General features: G+C 55.0%; 18 protein-coding genes. 10 read left to right on the forward strand and 8 right to left on the reverse strand.

The window, feature by feature from the left end; genetic code table 11:
* Nucleotides 1–17: 17 nt before the first annotated feature.
* Nucleotides 18–2003, reverse strand: coding sequence for a DUF4339 domain-containing protein (locus NNL35_RS16835; protein WP_006677360.1), 1986 nt, complete (start codon nt 2001–2003; stop codon nt 18–20).
* Nucleotides 2004–2056: 53 nt separating this feature from the next.
* Nucleotides 2057–3262 (reverse strand): tetratricopeptide repeat protein, encoded by a 1206-nt coding sequence (locus NNL35_RS16840; protein ID WP_254553612.1) that lies wholly within the window; start codon nt 3260–3262, stop codon nt 2057–2059.
* 294 nt (nt 3263–3556) lie between these two features.
* On the opposite strand from NNL35_RS16840, the gene NNL35_RS16845 reads away from it, so the two are divergent.
* The 4 genes from NNL35_RS16845 (at nt 3557) to NNL35_RS16860 (ending at nt 6596) form a co-directional block, all read left to right on the forward strand.
* Nucleotides 3557–4345, forward strand: a complete 789-nt coding sequence (locus tag NNL35_RS16845) for a class I SAM-dependent methyltransferase (RefSeq protein WP_006677358.1) — start codon at nt 3557–3559, stop codon at nt 4343–4345.
* Between the two features lie 18 nt (nt 4346–4363).
* Nucleotides 4364–5248, forward strand: coding sequence for an aminoglycoside 3'-phosphotransferase (locus NNL35_RS16850; protein WP_006677357.1), 885 nt, complete (start codon nt 4364–4366; stop codon nt 5246–5248).
* On the forward strand, nt 5220–5837 hold the full coding sequence (locus NNL35_RS16855; protein ID WP_006677356.1) for a DNA-3-methyladenine glycosylase family protein: 618 nt from the start codon (nt 5220–5222) through the stop codon (nt 5835–5837). The genes NNL35_RS16850 and NNL35_RS16855 overlap by 29 nt, the downstream gene beginning before the upstream one ends.
* A gap of 75 nt (nt 5838–5912) precedes the next feature.
* On the forward strand, nt 5913–6596 hold the full coding sequence (locus tag NNL35_RS16860; RefSeq protein ID WP_006677355.1) for a DNA alkylation repair protein: 684 nt from the start codon (nt 5913–5915) through the stop codon (nt 6594–6596).
* Between the two features lie 177 nt (nt 6597–6773).
* Here the strand turns inward: NNL35_RS16860 and NNL35_RS16865 are convergent, their stop codons facing one another.
* From NNL35_RS16865 to NNL35_RS16880, 4 genes are read right to left on the reverse strand one after another with little or no spacing between them, the layout of a single operon-like run.
* Nucleotides 6774–7592 carry an SPL family radical SAM protein gene (locus tag NNL35_RS16865; RefSeq protein ID WP_006677354.1) on the reverse strand — a complete coding sequence of 273 codons (819 nt, stop codon included), beginning with the start codon at nt 7590–7592 and terminating at the stop codon, nt 6774–6776.
* A gap of 12 nt (nt 7593–7604) precedes the next feature.
* Nucleotides 7605–8321: a 2OG-Fe(II) oxygenase gene (locus NNL35_RS16870; RefSeq protein ID WP_006677353.1), complete on the reverse strand. Its 717-nt coding sequence runs from the start codon at nt 8319–8321 to the stop codon at nt 7605–7607.
* Complete coding sequence (locus NNL35_RS16875) at nt 8314–8862, reverse strand: methylated-DNA--[protein]-cysteine S-methyltransferase (RefSeq protein WP_006677352.1); 549 nt, start codon at nt 8860–8862, stop codon at nt 8314–8316. The genes NNL35_RS16870 and NNL35_RS16875 overlap by 8 nt, the downstream gene beginning before the upstream one ends.
* Nucleotides 8846–9436, reverse strand: coding sequence for a bifunctional transcriptional activator/DNA repair enzyme AdaA (locus tag NNL35_RS16880; protein ID WP_006677351.1), 591 nt, complete (start codon nt 9434–9436; stop codon nt 8846–8848). Before NNL35_RS16880 ends, NNL35_RS16875 begins: the two co-directional genes overlap by 17 nt.
* A gap of 1803 nt (nt 9437–11239) precedes the next feature.
* Here NNL35_RS16880 and NNL35_RS16885 point away from each other — a divergent pair.
* The 3 genes from NNL35_RS16885 (at nt 11240) to NNL35_RS16895 (ending at nt 14577) form a co-directional block, all read left to right on the forward strand.
* The gene (locus tag NNL35_RS16885) at nt 11240–11638 is read left to right on the forward strand and encodes a hypothetical protein (protein WP_006677770.1); all 399 of its coding nucleotides are present in this window, start codon (nt 11240–11242) and stop codon (nt 11636–11638) included.
* Nucleotides 11639–11789: 151 nt separating this feature from the next.
* On the forward strand, nt 11790–12224 hold the full coding sequence (locus NNL35_RS16890) for a MarR family winged helix-turn-helix transcriptional regulator (RefSeq protein ID WP_006677769.1): 435 nt from the start codon (nt 11790–11792) through the stop codon (nt 12222–12224).
* A gap of 64 nt (nt 12225–12288) precedes the next feature.
* Nucleotides 12289–14577 carry an ATP-binding cassette domain-containing protein gene (locus NNL35_RS16895; protein ID WP_254553613.1) on the forward strand — a complete coding sequence of 763 codons (2289 nt, stop codon included), beginning with the start codon at nt 12289–12291 and terminating at the stop codon, nt 14575–14577.
* 58 nt (nt 14578–14635) lie between these two features.
* On the opposite strand, the gene NNL35_RS16900 is transcribed toward NNL35_RS16895, so the two are convergent.
* On the reverse strand, nt 14636–14800 hold the full coding sequence (locus NNL35_RS16900) for a DUF3918 family protein (RefSeq protein WP_083835576.1): 165 nt from the start codon (nt 14798–14800) through the stop codon (nt 14636–14638).
* Nucleotides 14801–15019: 219 nt separating this feature from the next.
* Between NNL35_RS16900 and NNL35_RS16905 the strand changes: the two genes are divergently transcribed.
* Nucleotides 15020–16267: a TolB-like translocation protein gene (locus NNL35_RS16905; RefSeq protein WP_006677767.1), complete on the forward strand. Its 1248-nt coding sequence runs from the start codon at nt 15020–15022 to the stop codon at nt 16265–16267.
* 92 nt (nt 16268–16359) lie between these two features.
* Here NNL35_RS16905 and NNL35_RS16910 read toward each other — a convergent pair whose 3' ends face one another.
* Nucleotides 16360–16656, reverse strand: a complete 297-nt coding sequence (locus NNL35_RS16910) for a hypothetical protein (RefSeq protein ID WP_006677766.1) — start codon at nt 16654–16656, stop codon at nt 16360–16362.
* Between the two features lie 159 nt (nt 16657–16815).
* Here NNL35_RS16910 and NNL35_RS16915 point away from each other — a divergent pair, with 159 nt between their 5' ends.
* A complete protein-coding gene (locus tag NNL35_RS16915) occupies nt 16816–17766 on the forward strand; it encodes a LacI family DNA-binding transcriptional regulator (RefSeq protein ID WP_006677765.1) in 951 nt (316 codons plus the stop codon).
* Nucleotides 17767–17845: 79 nt separating this feature from the next.
* A complete protein-coding gene (locus tag NNL35_RS16920; protein ID WP_006677764.1) occupies nt 17846–18457 on the forward strand; it encodes an HAD family hydrolase in 612 nt (203 codons plus the stop codon).
* Nucleotides 18458–18575 lie beyond the last annotated feature (118 nt).

The following is an 18575-nucleotide window of genomic DNA, read 5'->3' on the forward strand; positions in this document are numbered from 1 at the left end:
GATGTTATCCTTCGCGATTAGACAAAGCCGGCGGCTTCTGCCGCAATCCATGCCGGCAAGCCTTTTTTCCAGCAGCGGGTTCGTGCCGGATCCAGTTGTCCCGTGTCGGCGGCCCATTGCAGCTCCGAACCGCTATACACGCCGCGCAGCATCCCGCCTTCCGCCACAATCCAGCGCTCCTCTTCCGTATTCCGCACCGGAAGATTCCAGCGCGGCGCGTAGGAAGCGTCGTAAGGATAGCGCACGGGATTATCCGCCGCCGTCAACGATGCCGCATACACTTGGAGATCGCTGAGCATGGCGAGCAGCGATGCGGCGTCTCCGCGGCGGAACATTTCTTCTTCGCCAGCATAGAGCGATTTGTTGCGCACAGTTAGGCGCAATTCAGGCAGTCCGGCCAGCGGGAGAATGGCTCGCGCCCGCTTGCAGTAGAGCGTATCGTTGCAGATACTAACGGCCCGACCCGTGATGGCCAAGCCGTATTTCCACGGGGTTCCCGGTTCGGTCTTGCGGAACGCCAACACCGGTTCTGTGCCGGATATGCGGAAATACTCGCGGACAAGCCGTTCTTTCTCTTCGTCCATATCGTAATCATTCAATTTGTCAAAAAAAGAATGCGCGCGGCAAACCGCTGCAATGAACTCCTCATCCAGCGGCGGAGAAGTATCGTCAGGGTAGACGGCAGCGATCGGAGCGTCAAGTCCGGCCAACTGGGGCAGGGCTTTAATTTTCTTAAGCATGTCAAGCCATTCCGCTCCGTCGATCGGACTGCCGTTGACGGAATACGTTTCTTCATCATCCAGAACCAAATTATCCTTATTGGGCACAAACTCCAACTCGACTTGACGGAGCCGGTACCAAGGGATAAAAGCGCAGCCTTCAGCCAGCCCTTTCCAATAAAACCCCTGATCGGTGAATACGACGCCATTTTTTCCTTTGCTGATAAGCGCAAAATCAAAATACGCCCAGACGGGCCAGTCCGCAGGAAGCGGATAATTTCTCCGTAAGCGCTCATGAATTTTATCCGGCAATGTCTTCTTATAAATGGCATCGCCGCCGTACGGCTGCAAGACTTGCAATATCGCCTGCCGCAGGGATACGGCTTCCTCCGGACGGTCTCCTGAACCCGTCGAATGCGGCGTCTCCGCTTCTTGACACATAGCGGCCAACTGCGGCAGATCACGTATATCGATGAGCAGGTCAATCCATTCCGCATGCTTGAGCGGACTGCCGAACAAGTTGATCTCGTTCCCGGCCACACGCAGCCTCGTATCATCGGAGGGCTCCCGGGCCGGGGGGGTGAACTGCCGCCAGGACAGGAAGTTGATCGTGATGACCTTCCAGTACATACCTTCTTCGGTGAATGCGATCCCGCCCTTGCCTTTGCCGAAAATCGTGAAATCAAAAAAAGCGAGCACGGTCTCGTCCCGCGGGATATTGCATCTGATACGAACGGGATCCAGCAAATCATCGGGAATCGGGTGAAGATAGACTTTATTCCGGCGATAAGTCTGGCAGACGCGAAGCAGCGCTTCATGCAGCGTCTCCTTGTTCTGCGCGTCGCTTCGCTCCTTCTCATGCTCCGAAGCTTCCTGCGAAGCGAACTCGAGCGCCGTCTCCCGAAGCCGGGTCACTAACGCTGTCAGCTGCTCGCCGGGTATAGGCGAGGAGGACAGGCCGAGCTGGAGAATCGAATCGAGAACCAGGTTTTTCTTTTGAATTTCAATCGTTTTGAGCTTTGCGATTTTTGTCCACGGGATGAACGTTTTGGTCCATACTTCTTTGCAATAGAGCCCGCTTGCGCCGATGGCGATCCCGTCCTTGCCGTATCCGAAAATCGTGAAATCGTAAAAAGCGATCAGCCGCTCGTCATCCGGCACGGCGAATTTTTCCTTTACTCTCGCGAGAATGTGATCGGGGATCTCTTCGGGATAACATTTATCTCCCTTATAAGGGGAACAAGCTTCTCTTATTGCTTGAATGAATGCTGTAGAATGCTCCAAAGATACTGCGACTCCTTTCCTGCAATCCTTGCACCGAATCTAGTAAACCTTTCTTATTTCCGTCTTGTAAACAATTGCCCGATAAGATAAAAAGGCGCGACAATTAAAAATAGTAAAATCCAGTACGGATAGTGGATCAAGCAGCGATACAACCATCTTCGAACCGGAGCGGAATACAGCTTGATCCGATTCATCTGGGATATCGTATCCCGCCAGGATTGAATATGGACGTTCCCCGGGAACAATGTGTCCAGCTTGCGGAAATGCCGCTGGGCCGACAAGTACTGCTTGTCGTCATACAGCAGCTTCCCATAGGTGACCTGCATCTCCAAGTCGGTGGGCTCCAGCTTCAAATAGGTTCTAAGTTCCTTCAACGGCCGGGCGCCGTAGGCCAGGTGGATATGAGCGGCCTGCCGCCAATGGTCAGCTACTGCAGGATGTATCCGGCAAATGGCCTTCCAATATTGTTTTTTGGCGTTGTAATACGATTCGGCATTTTGACGGTAGGCATCGATCTTTTGTTCCACCGTGAGCGCATCCGAGTAATTCGGAGCCAACATCAGCGCCATCTCGCAATGAGACTGGGCAGAGCCCAAGTCGCCATGCATCATGTAATAACAAGCAAGGCGAACATGAATGTTGATATGCTCCGGATCGAGGAGGATGCCCTCCTTCAGATGTTCGAATTCCTTTTCCGGAATGCGCAGCGCTTCATAGCACAGGGAGATCAGAAAATGGGATTCGGAATCGGGCTCCAGCCGGAGCGCCTCATGCAGCATCGCGATGGCCTTGTTCACTTGGGTCTCGTATTCCGGCCGGAACTTGCGGCCGAACCGTCGGAAGGCCCGATGACGATCCAGGCCTTGATACCATACTCTTGCCAGCCATTTTCGATAATAAGGGGATTCCGGGTTCAACTCGACACATTGCTCGAAATAGTTTGCCGCCTGTCCGAAGTCACCTGTCTCATAGCAAAGCATGCCCATCAGATCCAAGCCCGCTTCCGCGCCTGGATGAGCAGCGAGCAGCTCGCGCGCCGAATTCTCCGCTTCTTCGTACCGCTCCATTCGGAGATAACATAAGGACATCAGATACAATGCACCTTCGTGCTGGGGAAAATAGCGCAGCATCTCGACAGCGCTTGCGATCGCTTCCTCGTGTCTGCCTGCATTCGTCAAGTCGTCCGTTTTCAAGTATAACTGTTTCTCCAGCTCCCAATCATCCAGTTCTATTGTTTCGCTTTCTGTTGTCTCGCTCATTCATCATCCTTCTCCTGTCGGCATCTCTATGTAATCCTCTTCGTCCGCGCTCATAGCCCGTGCATTTTTGCGAACGGGACCGGATGAGCACACTTTACATCTTTCGGCAAAATATGCGAGGATACCTGCTTCCCGAATAAATTAGCGGAGATCGCATCGTTTTCTAGCGGCGAGTTTATCGACGGCAGCGGCAAGTAAAAGCGCAAGATTCCGGTATTGATTTTTCCAAAAGGGATGGTAGACTTGATGTACTTTTGAAATGGGCAGGTTCAATTTGTATCCGGAGGTGTTCACATGTACCCGAAACTGGAAGATCCAAGGAATCACCAGGAATGGCTTCCGCCACACGCCTTCGCTTGGTACGCTCAAATCGCGGCTTTATCCGGCGCATATGCGTATTCATGGAATTCGACGATAACGGAGCCGAATGCCGAAGTTCGATTCGAGCAGGAAGTGCGGGACATGGTCCGCGATCGCATCGTGCTTGACGTAGGCTGCGGCCACGGGGAATTCACGGTGCGATGGGCTTCGATCGTGAAGCGAATCATCGGCTTGGATGTGACGAGCGGCTTCATCACGGCGGGTAGGAAGCAGCCTCCGTCCAATGTAACCTTCGTCACCGCCAATACGAAGGAACGGCTTCCGTTCGCGGACGGGGAATTCGATTGCGCCTACAACCGCAGAGGTCCGACCTCATGCTATCAGCATATTGCCCGGGTCGTGAAGCCCGGCGGGCGCATTCTCGCGCTCCATCCGGGCGATCGGCTGTCGATGGAGCTTCCGCGTTTGTTCCCAGGATTTTTCGAGCCTGCGCCGGACGGAACCCCTATATTGGATCGCCTCGCGGATAGACTGGAGCAGGGAGGGCTGAAGCAGGTTGAGATCGAGACCGTCACCAGCGTTCAATATTTGCATGAGCCGATGGACGTGATCCGCATCCGCTGCTTCGGACAATCGCCTGCGCTCATCGCGAAGATTATCGATGAGTCTTTGTCCGGCATTGAAGCGATCTTTCACAGCCATGCCACGGTTGAGGGGTTGCCGGCAACCTATGAACATTATCTGGTACGAGCCGTCATCTAACGGCGGAAGGGGTTGGAGATGAGCACAGACACGATAATCAGGTTCGCAGCTTATCCGGAAGCGTTACAGGCGTATTGCAGAGGAGCGGCTGTTACGGTTGTGAAGGACAAGCCCCGCTCCGCCGTGTATCGGATGGATCGCGCGGACGATGCTTTTTATGTGAAGGTGACCGCAGCGGGTCAGATGGTGAACGAAGCGCGGATGACGGCCCATCTGTCGAAGCTCGGCGCCTGTCCGAACGTAAGAATGTATAGGATCGACGATTACCGGGATTATCTCATCACGGATCGAATCGTCGGCACGGATGCGGCCAGTTCCGAATATATCGCCGAGCCATCCCGCTTGTGCGACGTCTTTGCCGACAGCTTGTCCTATTTCCATCGGCTTCCCGGCACGGACTGTCCCTGCACGAACGGGTTAGAGGAGATGGTCAGCCGGGCGGAGGAGAACTATCGGAGCGGCAGGGCGGAGTTGAGCCTGCTCCGTTACGCGGGTTATACGAGCGGCGATGCCGCTTATAAGGATATGATCGCTCTATTCCGCGGCGTATCCGGCTATGGGGAACGGACACTCATCCACGGCGATTACTGCCTGCCGAATCTGATGCTGCACCAATTCGAGCGGAGCGGTTACATCGATGTGGGCTACGGCGGATGGGGCGATCCGCATTATGATCTGTTCTGGGCGCTGTGGTCGCTGCAATTCAACCTGGGGAGCGACCGCTATGCGGAACGCTTCATCGTGGCCTATGGAAGAGAACGGGTAGACGAAGATCGGCTGCGGCTGTGCGGACTCGTGTCCGTGTTCAACGGCTTCCGCGGGCAAGACTATTACGAACGGCAAGAACGGAAGCCGGACGGAGGAGGCGAGCGGATTGGGGACCGTCGTGACGAAGTATTTTGATTATGGGGAGCGGGAAATTAATTACTTGCGAAGCGCCGATGCGGCGCTTGGGGCTGCGATGGCGCGGCTCGGCCGGGTGGAGCGGGTCATAATGCCCGATCCGTTCGCCGCGCTCGTTCACGCCATCGTGGGACAGCTCATCTCCGTGAAGGCGGCCAACACCGTCTGGGAGCGGATGCAGGAGCGGCTGGGGGATATCTCTCCCCGGAATCTCGCAGCGCAGCCGGCTGAACGGATTCAAGGCTGCGGCATGCCAATGACGAAGGCGGAGCGCATTCGGGAGATTGCCCGGCTGGTCGCGAATGGCGAATTCGACCTGCAGGAGCTGCATCGCTTATCCGATGCGGAGGCAGCCGCCCGCTTAATGACGCTTCCCGGAGTCGGGAAGTGGACGGCGGAGATGCTGCTTATCCACGCATTGGAGCGGCCGGACGTCGTGAGCTGGGGCGATATCGCTATTCGCCGCGGCATGATGGCCTTATACGGACTGGACGCCATGACGAAGGCGCAGTTCGATCAGTACCGGAAGACCTATTCGCCGTATGGCTCGGTCGCATCCATTTACTTGTGGGCCTTGTCTTTCGAATAAGAGGCTCGGGACATGGCTGGTCGGCGAGCGGGAACGAGGCGGACGTCACGACAAGCAAGCGGGAGGAGACTAGATATGGACACCACGATTCGAGCACAGATTATGGCGCTGGCGGATGAGAAATACCGGCAATTTTCCGCCTCCCTGATTCCGAATATCAATAATGTCGTCGGGGTGCGGCTGCCGGAGCTGCGCAAGCTCGCCCGGAATATAGCGAAGAGCGACTGGCGGGCTTATCTCGCGCAGGCGGACAGCGATTATTTCGAGGAAGTGATGCTGCAGGGCATGGTGATTGGCAGCGCCAAGGCGGACGTGGAGGAGATTCTGCATCACGTCGCCGCATTTGTTCCCAAAATCGACAACTGGTCCGTATGCGACAGCTTCTGCTCGGGGCTAAAAATCGCCTCATCGCATCAAGAGCAGGTCTGGGAGTTCATCCAGCCTTACCTCGAATCGGACCAGGAATACGACATTCGCTTCGGCGTCGTCATGCTCCTGAATTATTACATCGATGAACCTTATATTCACCATGTGCTGGAGCGGCTGGATCGGATTAAGCACGAGGGCTACTACGTCAAGATGGCGGTAGCCTGGGCCGTGTCCATCTGCTTCGTGAAGCTGCCGGACATCACAATGGACTATTTGCGCAGCAATTCGCTCGACGACTTCACCTACAATAAAGCGCTGCAAAAGATTACGGAGTCATACCGCGTCGCTCCGGAGACGAAAGCGCTGATTCGAAGCATGAAGCGGAAATAAGGAGTTGAGCCTCGGTGCGGGCGCTTCTCGAAAGCGGCAAATCGCCGGCAGAGGAGAGGTGCTTGCGCTTGCGCAACGCGAAGAAGCAGAGCCATTGCGGCAAACATGCCGAAGCGGCTCTGCTTCTTCGATTTTTTACCCCGGGTATGTCTCCGGACTCCACCACTACATAGAGCGTCAAGGCTCGAATCCCGCCTGGCTGATGAACAGCTCTTCCTCGGAGAAATGCCGCCGCAGCCGGTCATAGACGATGCGATAGGCGGAGGGATGATACCATTCCTCCAGTCCCAGCTGCTGGTACAACCCTCGAATGTTCAATTGGCCTGTTCTTTTTCCGCCGCTGCCGTCGCCCATAAAATAATCGTCGATGCATACCCGGTTCACGAGCGGGCGCAGCACGGCCCCGAACGCTTCGCTGCTCGGCAGCACCGGCGCGATCGTGGCCTGGGCCGGCACGCCGGCTTCCGCCAACAGCTCGAGTGTCTTGAGCCGTGCCGGAATGGGCGGAGCTTGGGGCGAGAAGTGCTTGCGTACCTCTTCAAGGTCCGTCTCTACCGTCATGCTGACGCGAACGGCATCGCCAAGACGGACGAGCAGATCGATATCCCTGCGCACCAGCGGGCTGCGCGTCTGCACGAGCAGGAAGTCGGGCGGACACTCGGCCATAATCTCCAGCAGCGAACGGGTAATCCGCTCCTTATGCTCGATCGGCTGATACGGATCGGTGCTGGACGACATGAAAATGGTGACAGGCCCTTTCTCCTTCGCCCGCCGGTATTCCTTCCGGAACAGCTCGGCCGCGTTCTGTTTGACATCGATCCAGCTTCCCCATTCCTCGTCGCGGAAGAGCGACACCGGCATGCGGCGCACATAGCAGTAGGAGCAGCCGAATGCGCAGCCTGTGTAAGGATTAAGCGAGTGGCTGTAGCCCGACAGGAACCCGGTACCTTTATTGAGAATTGTCTTTGGAGATTTGTAAGTGCATGCCGGCTTCATGTCCTTCCTCCTTTACTTCGCATCATGGAAGATGATGCCCAGACTATATCTCGTGCCTTCCGTTACCGTGCTGACACCATGCCGAACCGCAGTTCGATAATACCCGCGAAGGCCTTGCACCGGGCGATGATTCGTCGGGAAGACGAGCCCTTCTCCTTGCGCCAGCGACAGGGCGTGTCCCCGGCTCTGCGCCCGCGGCCGCTGCTCCACCAGCAGGAATTCGCCTCCCTTGTAATCTGTGCCCTGGCGGTTCAGCACGAATACAACCTGGAAGGGGAAGAACACATCGCCGTACATATCTTGGTGAAGGCAATTATAGCCGCCCGCTTCGTATTTCAGAATAAGCGGAGTAGAGCGGGTCTGGCCCGCTTCGCGGCAGCGCTCCAGGAATTCGGCCAGACGTTCCGGGTATGCTGCGGCGCCGCGCCCGAGCTGCTCCGTCCAGTCATTGGCTATGCGGGCCAGCTCCGGGTACAGCGTTTCTCTGAGCTGCTGCAGCAGCGGCGGAAGCGGAGCATCATAATACTTATATTCTCCGATTCCAAAGCGATATCTTGCCATATCAATCGTCTTGCGGAAGTTTGCTTCCTCCGTATAGGTGCCGATAATTTGCTCGCAGGCGGCCCCATCGAGCAGCGCAGGAAGCTTCGCATAGCCGTGATCGTCCAACGAACGCCGGATGGAGTTCCAATCAAGCAGGGACATCCGTTCACTCAGGCGGTCAAGCATGCATCCGCGCTCCCTCTGCGGTCAGGACGTCCCGCTCCAATCGCAGCAGCTTCGCTTTCATGTCCAAGCCGCCGCGATAGCCCGTCAGAGCTCCGTCCTTGCCGATGACGCGATGGCAAGGAACGGTGATAAGGACGGGATTGGCCCCGATCGCCGCTCCGACGGCCCGTATGGCCGACGGGCGCTGAATCTGCTCGGCAAGCTCCGAGTAGGACAGCGTCTGTCCATACGGGATGCCGCAGAGCGCGCGCCAGACCGCCAATTGAAAAGGCGTGCCCTGCAAGTCCAACGGCATGGCGAAGCTGTGCTGCTTGCCCTGCAAATAGGCGGAAAGCTCCGCCGCATAGGGCTGCAGCTTCCCGTCATCCCGCTGCAGCGGTCTGCCCGTCCAGCGGCGGCCTGCCCATTCGGCGATGGGGGCGAGCGGCTGTTCCGGAGAGCCGACATAACAGAGTCCGTCGTCTGTCGCCGCAATGATGAGATTCCACTCCTCGTACGCGGCAACGGACCAATAGATGGGTGTGTCAGCTTTCTTTTTCATAGTCGATATCCTCCTTTGCAGCCTCCTGCTGGCTCTTCCGGTACTCGGCCGGGGTACAGCCGGCAGTCTGCTTGAATAATGTAATGAAGTAGGGGGGATTGGACAACCCGACGGACTGCCCGACCTCGGCGATCGCCAGCTTCGTTGATCGAAGCAGTTCCTTGGCTTGCCCGATCCGCCGCCGCTGAACATATTCAACCGGGGTCACGCCCATAATTCTTTTGAAAATCCGGTGCAAATGATAGGGGCTTCCGTGACTGATCTCGGCCAGACGGCGGAGCGTCAGCTTCTCCGCATAGTTCCGGTCGATATACGCGGTCACAATCGCAATCCATTCGTCATCCGGCAGCCGCTGTCCGGTCGGCTTGCACCGCTTGCATGGGCGGTAATGCGCTGACAGCGCCGCTTCCGGACTGCGGAAGAAGCCGACATTCTCGCGCTTGGGCGGCCTGGACTTGCAGGAAGGGCGGCAAAATATGCCCGTCGACTTCACGGCGTACCAAAATTGGCCGTCATACGCGCTGTTATTGCTGACAATGGCCTGCCACATTTCTTCGGTTACTGGCTCCGGCATGGGCGCTCACCTCCACCCCTAGTATATCCTTCGGAACAGGCGTTTGTACGGAAATAAGAATAGAATAGCAAGATAACGAAATTGTATACGATAATTATACTTCAGACCGCGCCCCTGGAGCGGCACAGGAAAATACTTCCAGATGAAACCGCGAACCCGGAATCCGTACCGTCCAAACTCCCCATGTTCCAGGGAGTCGTATATGCCGTATCTCCTTTTACCTAATCTCCCCGCAGGTCAGGGAGTCGTATATGTACGGAGATCCTTTTAACCAAACTCCCCATGTTCCAGGCAGTCGTATATGTACGGAGATCCTTATGACCAATCTCCCCATAGGTCAGGGAGCCGTATATGTACGGAGATCCTTATAACCAATCTCCCCATAGGTCAGGGAGCCGTATATGTACGGAGATCCTTATAACCAATCTCCCCATAGGTCAGGGAGCCGTATATGTACGGAGATCCTTATAACCAATCTCCCCATAGGTCAGGGAGCCGTATATGTACGGAGATCCTTATAACCAATCTCCCCATAGGTCAGGGAGCCGTATATGTACGGAGATCCTTATAACCAATCTCCCCATAGGTCAGGGAGTCGTATATGTTCGGAGATCCTTATGACCAATCTCCCCGTAGGTCAGGGAGTCGTATATGTACGGAGATCCTTATAACCAATCTCCCCGTAGGTCAGGGAGCCGTATATGTACGGAGATCCTTATGACCAATCTCCCCATAGGTCAGGGAGTCGTATATGTACGGAGATCCTTTTAACCAAACTCCCCATAGTTCAGGGAGCCGTATATGTACGGAGATCCTTATGACCAATCTCCCTGTAGGTCGGGGAGCCGTATATGCACGGAGATCCTTATAACCAATCTCCCCATAGGTCAGGGAGTCGTATATGTACGGAGATCCTTATAATCAATCTCCCCGTAGGTCAGGGAGCCGTATATGTACGGAGATCCTTATAACCAATCTCCCCATAGGTCAGGGAGTCGTATATGTACGGAGATCCTTTTAACCAAACTCCCCGTAGGTCAGGTAGTCGTATATGTACGGAGATCCTTATAACCAATCTCCCCGTAGGTCAGGAAACTCGTATATGCTCGGATTCTCTTACAGCCGATCTCCCCATCGGTCAGTAAGCGAATACACTCCGATTTTCCATATAGCCAATCTCCCGATGATTCAAGAAGTCCACCATGCTCGGATCTCCCCATAAATCAGAAAGAAAGCAAAAAATATCCATATAAGAAGTGTTACTTAGAATTAGAACCCGAGAAGTTGAGCGCGGGAAGGTTCTTGTTTTGAAACAAAATGCATTTGCTGATTATCTAGTTATGAAATCCATGTGAATCGGACTCGATGGGAGAGAGAAGCAAAGAGCTGAAATAGAAGACTGTCCTGACTCGACGGGAGAGTGGAGTAAAGAGCTGAAATGGAAGACTGTCCTGACTCGATGGGAGAGTGAGGCAAAGAGCTGAAATGGAAGACTATCCTGACTCGATGGGAGAGTGGAGTAAAGAGCTGAAATGGAAGACTGTCCTGACTCGATGGGAGAGTGGAGTAAAGAGCTGAAATAGAAGACTGTCTGACTCGATGGGAGAACGGAGTAAAGAGCTTCAAAGGGGTCGCTTTTTCTGTGTCTTTTTTTATTTCATGTAGAGCCTGCCTTAATGCTGACACATTCCCCCTGTATTGTATGGATTGTAGCCGCCGCAACGTATGACAAAGGGTTCTCGTACAGATGCGGCAGGAAAAACCATGATTGCAGCAGCAATCACAACCAGGAGGAGATTTAGCATGAAAAAGAGATTGTCAGTAGGTATCGCATCGTTAGCAGTTCTTGCTATGGCCGGTTCGGCCTATGCGGCGGAAGTACCGACCAGCAGCATCGCCAGCAAAATAGTGAAGGTCTCTGCGGCTGATGCGCATGGGAAGGGCGGGAATAACGGATTGCAGGCCCAGGTTAAAGTGATTCCGGCATCGTCTGCGGTGCAAGCCGAAGCCGTGGCCGGAGGTCAAGCCAAGCAGCAGATGCTCAGCAAAAATATCGTCCGTGATGGCGCTGAGATCGCGGTTAGCGTGACAAGTCTGGATGAGCTGGCGAAGGAAAAGGGCATTACTGTGGAGGAACTGATTGGTCAGTTGAAGCGGGAAGCAAAGACAAGCAAGAGTGGACAAGTGATGATGAAGAAGTAAGACTGACAAGCCTCTGGCCGTGATGCCGGAGGCTTTTTTTATAGGAGAGATTGGGCGTTCTGTCTATTTAGGTACATATCAAGTAATTGCCTAAAGGAAACTATATTGCTATAATAATATCAAATAAGCATCAGAGAAATGGGGTAAGGTCATGCAGCCTGAACAACCGGGAACGCTGGAAAACGCGCTCTCGCATCTGCAATGCGTATTGGTTGCGAGACGTGCACGCATCAATCCGGAGCAGCTTACATGGGCGCAGTACGATATTTTGGAACTGCTGCGCATTCGTGGTCCGCTTATGCCTTCGGAGATTAGCGACAGGTTGGGCATGTCGCGCTCGGCCATCTCGAAAGCTCTGCGAGTATTGAAGGACAAGCAATTCATCGAACAGACGGCAGGCCAGCAGGATCGGCGGGAACAGACGACGTCATTAACCGCCGAGGGCAGAACGTTCCTGTCGATCGCCGCGCACAGCCGGCGGGAAGCCGCGGACATCGCTGCTTCCGTCCTGACGCCCGGGGAACAGGGCATGTTCGCTGAGCTATGCCGGAAGGTAGCGGATGCGCTCGACGCTTCATCCAAATAGCAGTCATATAATTGCGAATAGGAAATTAACTCTCGATTTTTTTCACAAAAGGCAGGAGATCAGCATGACCGTGAAAAGTCAATTTCCCGACCATCGGCACAATTGGATTCATGTGGCGGGCGCCAGGGAAAATAATTTGAAAAACGTAACGTTGAGCATACCAAAGAAGAAGATTACGGTGTTCACCGGCGTGTCCGGCTCCGGCAAATCCTCGCTCGTCTTCGACACGATCGCGGCGGAATCGCAGCGGCAGTTGAACGATACGTTCACCAGCTTCGTTCGCCATCGGCTTCCGCATTACGGACAGCCGGATGTCGATTCGCTCCAAAACCTCTCGGCCGCGATCGTCGTCGATCAGAAGCGCATTGGCGGCAACGCCCGCTCCACGGTCGGAACCGTGACCGATATCTATTCGCTGCTGCGGCTGCTGTATTCCCGCATAGGGAAGCCGTTCGTCGGCTACTCCGATGTTTTCTCCTTCAACAATCCACAGGGGATGTGCCCGAAGTGTGAAGGCTTGGGTACGGTAGCCGCCATCCACGTCGAACGCCTGCTCGACCGGAACAAGTCTTTGAACGAAGGCGCGATACAATTCCCGACCTTCCGGCCCGGCGAGTGGCGCTGGAAGCGCTACGTCTGCTCCGGCCTGTTCGATAATGACAAGAAACTCCGGGGTTATACGGAGGAAGAATGGGACACGCTGCTGTACAAGACGGATATGAAAATTAAGGATCCGGGGCCCGGGTGGCCGCCGACCTCCAAATATGAAGGCATCATTCCGCGCTTCGAGCGGAGCTTCCTCGCCAAGGAATCCGAGGAGGCCAAGACGCGCTACAAGGATGAGTTCGACCGCATCGTAACGCGGGAGCAGTGTCCGCTCTGCCACGGTGCCCGGCTTCAAGCGAGCGTCCTGAATTGCACAATCAACGGCAGAAGTATTGCCGATTGCGCTGCGATGCAAGTTACCGATCTCATTCCCTTCATGCGCGCAATCGATGCGCCTGCGGCCGCCACAGTCGTCTCCGCTATTCTTGAACGGCTGGAGAGCCTTATCGGCATCGGACTGGGCTATCTCAGTCTGAATCGCGAGACCTCCACGCTGTCCGGCGGCGAATCGCAGCGGGTCAAGATGGTGCGACATCTCGGAAGCAGTCTGACGGACATCACTTATATTTTCGATGAACCGAGCATCGGCCTGCATCCCCGTGATGTCCATCGGCTGAATACGCTGATGCAGCAGCTTCGGGACAAGGGTAATACGGTGCTAGTCGTCGAGCATGATCCCGATGTGATCGCGATCGCCGACCATATCGTCGATATGGGGCCGGAAGCCGGCTCCAAGGGCGGCCGGATTGTCTATGAAGGCAGCCTGGAAGGGCTGGCCGCCTCCGGGACGCTCACCGGGCGGCATCTCGGCCATCGGCCGCCGCTCAATCGGTCGCCGCGGCATCCGCAGGGATGGCTCGCGATCAAGCGCGCTTCGCTGCATAATCTGAAGGACGTCAGCGTGAACATACCGAAGGGCGTGCTGACGGCCGTCACCGGTGTCGCCGGCTCCGGGAAAAGCTCGCTTGTGAACGGAGTGCTGCCTGATTTTTATCCCGAAGCGGTCTTCATCGACCAAGGCTCGCTTCGCGGCTCGAAGCGTTCCAACGCCGCGACCTATACTGGAATCATGGATCCGATTCGCAGCCTGTTCGCTCAAGCGAACCGGGTCAGCGCTTCGCTGTTCAGCTTCAATTCGGAGGGGGCCTGTCCGGAATGCAAAGGTCTCGGGAAAACCTACACCGATCTCGCCTTCATGGATCCGATAGTCAGCGTCTGTGAAGTATGCCAAGGCCGAAGATTTACCGAGGACGTGTTAACACATACGCTGCGCGGCAAGCATATCGGCGACGTATTGGAGATGAGCGTCGCGGAGGCGAAGGAATTTTTCCGGGATGATGCGATTCGGCCTGTCCTGGAGCGGTTGAGTGATGTCGGGTTGGACTACATTACGCTTGGGCAGCCGCTCAGTACCCTATCCGGAGGGGAGAGACAGCGGATTAAGCTCGCCGCTGAGATGGAGAGCGGCGGCCATATTTATGTGTTCGATGAGCCGACGACCGGATTGCATATGTCCGATGTCGCACGGCTGATCGGGCTGATGAACCGGCTGGTTGACAAGGGCAGCACGGTGATTGTGATCGAGCATAACCTGGATGTCATCAGCCAGGCCGATTGGATTATTGATATGGGCCCGGGGGCCGGACATGAAGGCGGACAGGTTATATTTGAAGGTTATCCGGAGGACCTGATTCGCAGCCGTCATTCCGTCACGGGGCAGTACGTGAAGCGGCATGTCCGAATGTAACGGCGGTTCATGGAATAACAGCCAGACCTGCAAAGGAACTGGCTGTTATTTATTTATATTATCCGGTGCGAAGTTTTTTGCGAAGCTGCTTTACGGATTGGTTTCTTCTTCCGTTCATGCGCATGCGCTGCTGTGTCAATCCGACGGCTGCCGCGCCGACGCCAATCGCCAATAAAGACCAAATCGTTTTCCGATTATTCCAATTTCTTAGAAATCCGAACATTCCGATCCCACCCCCTTAACGGAATTTGAATAATGGCATTCGCCCGCCGCTTTTATTGTGCGCCGGCTGGGGCTGTCACATGCAAGGAATCCTTTCCGGCTGGAGATCGGCTTATGGAACAACGCGTTACGGACATGGATCGATTGTCATAATTTCGGCGTTTACGGGGAACGATAGTCTCACATACAGGAGTACCCGATACGGCAGGAGGAATTCGGCATGAAAAACCGCTTGATCGCCCTTATCGTCTTCGCTTTCGTATGCTCATGCTTCCCGGCGACAATCCGGGCAGAGCACGGGACGGAACGGCAAGCGGCCGCCGCGTTTATACGCGGCAACGATCTGTGGATTGCGATTGGCCCTGAGGAGAAGCAGCTGACCCGCGGAGAATATATCCGAAGTCCGCGCTGGTCCCATGACGGGAGCTGGCTTGCCTTCTTGAAGGGCAAGGAGGAGAAGGAAGTATGGCTGTATCATGCCGCAACGGGCAAGATGCGCCAGGCGGGGCAGGGTCATAACGTACAATGGTCGCCATCGCGCAGCGTCTTGGCTTTTCAATCGCAAGAAGCTCGCCGCACCCTGTACGTCATCGATGCGGGAGTCCAGCGGGAGCCGCAGCGCATTGCGGACCATGTCGGCAACTTTTCCTGGAAGCCGGATGGCGCAAGTCTGCTGTACTCTGTGGAAGCCCGCCTGCTGCCGGACGGAACATGGTCGGATATCGAATTGTATACCGTCACGGTGACCCCGGGCCAGGAGGCTCCCCGCCAGTTATTTTATACCATTACAAGCCAATCGCAGGACATCTTCGCCATCACGACAAGCCGCTTCAAATGGTCTGCGGATGGAAAATGGATTGCGTTCATCGCCGTTCCGACCGCGTCGTTGTCGGCCGACAGCAACACGTTATGCTTGTTGTCCGCGGATGCGAGGACATTCTTGAAGGCAGGGCAAATGCTGAATTATGAAGAATGGTTCCAGTGGGGGCCGCAAGGCAGCACACTCGCCTATATCGAAGGCTATGGACGGGAAGCGACTAGCAACAAGCGGCTTACCGTCTTGACCGGCATGCCGTCGCTCCTGCAAAAATCATATACGCCATCGGGATATGCCGATCGGGATCTCGCCTGGTTGGATAATTATAACCTTGTCGCCGCCCGGTCAAAGGAAGCTGCCTGGTCCGGCGATCAAAGCGAACGCCCGCTTCCTTCTCTCGTGCTCGTGAATCTGGGAGGAGGGCGGCAGCCACAGCTTACTCGTCCGCCTCGGAACGTAGGCGATTTCTTCCCGGTCCTGCTTAGGGAAGGTGGCCGTCTCGCCTGGATAAGAACGGACCGAAGCAAGGCGCATGTGATGCTGGCTCAGCCGGATGGAAGACGGCCGGTGCAGTGGATTCGCAACCTGACGGTGCCTGCCGGTTACTACGAGCACTGGAGCTGGAGCGAGGTCATTGACTTTCGGGGGTGAGTCCGCATGCGAGACAAGGAAATAACATGGAAAAAGCCGCAGATATCATCTGACGGCTTTGATTGCGTGGGGGACAGCTTGCAATTGAGTTATTAGATGAAGAAGGGGAGAAGAAACACATCTACGAAGCTGAAGAAAGGAATTCGGCGGTGAAAGAAGCGCCGTCTCGGGAAAAAGCCTGGGTGGAAGCCGAATTGTCTGTAGTAGGAAGGCTGTGCCGGCATACCGCTCATCTCGGTCATCATCTGCTCGGATGGAACCGCCAGCGTAATGCCATCTTGATCAACATGGGCAATAAATCCGTCGTAACAGTGACCATCCTTCGTGCGGATTCCGACATACTTGTTCATACAGCACCAGCTGAGCTGGTGAAAATCATGTGGACTCATTGGTGACCTCCTGTTCGCATGGTTCATCACACCATTAGTCTATCCGCTCCTCCCCATTTCGCTCACGGCATTTGCCCAGAGATGCATTATATCGCTATGATAGAAGGAGCCATACCTGGTTCCTCAATAACGGGGCTCATATAAGGAGGATATGATCCTGTGCCAAATATACACGATATCGCCAAGAAAGCCGGGGTATCGGTCTCGACCGTATCCAGAGTGCTGAACAACTACAAATATGTGTCTGACGAAAAAAGAAAAGCCGTGCAGAAGGTTATCGATGAATGGAGCTTCGCTCCCAACCGCAATGCGATTGGCTTGATTCGAGGGGAAACAAGGATGATCGGGGTTATCATGCCCTACAACAACAATCAGGCCTTCGATCAGATGCTTCACGGCGCATTGAACCGATCGCGGGAACTGGATTATTCCGTCGCCGTGCTGCCGACGAAATACGATAAAAGCAAAGAGCTGGAATATCTCTATATGCTGAAAAATAAATGGTTGGATGGCGTAATTATCACCTCCCGCGCGAATGATTGGGATCAAATATTGCCTTATGTCGAGTACGGAGCGGTGATCGCCTGCGAATTTACCGAGCATCCCGAGATTGGATGCGCTTATATCGATCGGTATGCCTCTTATGTAGACGCCTTTCAGTATTTGAAGGAGAAGGGACATGCCGCAACGGCCTTCACGATCGCGAGGGGAGGGGAGAGCAGGAGCACGCAACAGACGTTCGCGGCGTATGAAAACGTATTCGGCAGCGTGCCGGACGGTTACGTCATCTCGAATTGCTATTCGTTCGAGGATGGATATCGAGCGGCCGAGAAGCTGCTCAGCCTAGAGGACAGGCCGACGGCCATATTCGCCAACGGGGATGAGGTGGCCGGCGGGATATACCGGTATGCGCTCTCGAACGGGCTGGCCATTCCGCATGATCTGGCGATTATGGGGCAGGAAAACCAGCCGGTCGGCGTAGCCCTCGACCTGTGCTCCATCGACCATCGGCTCGTGCAGGTCGGCGAGCAGGCCTTCGACCTGGCGGTGCGTCGTTCACGTGACAAGGTGAACATTCCTTACCGGATCCTTGCCAGATCATCGGTATAAATTTTTTTCGGGGCTTGACTTGAAATCCATTTCATCCTGTACCATTGGTTGCGAACAAGGATAGAGGAGGATGAATGGGATGTATCAAGCTTTTCTCTTTGATCTGGACGGTACCATTATCGATTCGGAGCTCATCGGGCTTCGTGCGCTGCAAGAGACGATGGCCGAGTTGGGGCTCACGTATCATCTGGACGAGCTTCGCTTCTCGCTGGGAATTCCAAGCTACAAAACGATGGAAATGTTAAACGTGAAAGACATTCCTGCCGCCATAAAAATATGTGTAGAGAAAGAAAAACCGTATATGAGCAAGGTTCCCATTTTCCAGGGAATGCGGGACGTCATCGCCAAGCTTCCGGCATGCGGGATCGTAACTTCCAAGACGGCAGAAGAAATGAAGGATAGCTTCTATTTGCTCGGCATCGATCATTATTTTCAAGCGGTTGTGTGCGCCAGTGATACGAGCAAGCACAAGCCCGATCCGGAACCGCTCGAATTGGGGCTGCGGCGAATGGATTGCACAGCGGATAACGCGGTTTATATCGGGGACTCTATCTATGATATGAAGTGCGCCAAGGCGGCGGGAGTCGATTTCGGCCTCGCGCTGTGGGGGGCGAAGTCGGCATCCGGATTCGAGGACGCCCGGTATATTTTCGAGACGCCGCACGATATTATGAAGCTGCTGCATCGGTAAATTGCTTTCGAGGAAGTCGAAGGATGGTGGGAATGAGGTGTCGGGCAGCCCATTGCTGGATGGGCCGGTTGATATGATAGTTTCGAAGGAATAATAGATCGGCAGAGGCCATCCTTGG

Source organism: Paenibacillus dendritiformis (assembly GCF_945605565.1).
Lineage (GTDB): Bacteria > Bacillota > Bacilli > Paenibacillales > Paenibacillaceae > Paenibacillus_B > Paenibacillus_B dendritiformis_A.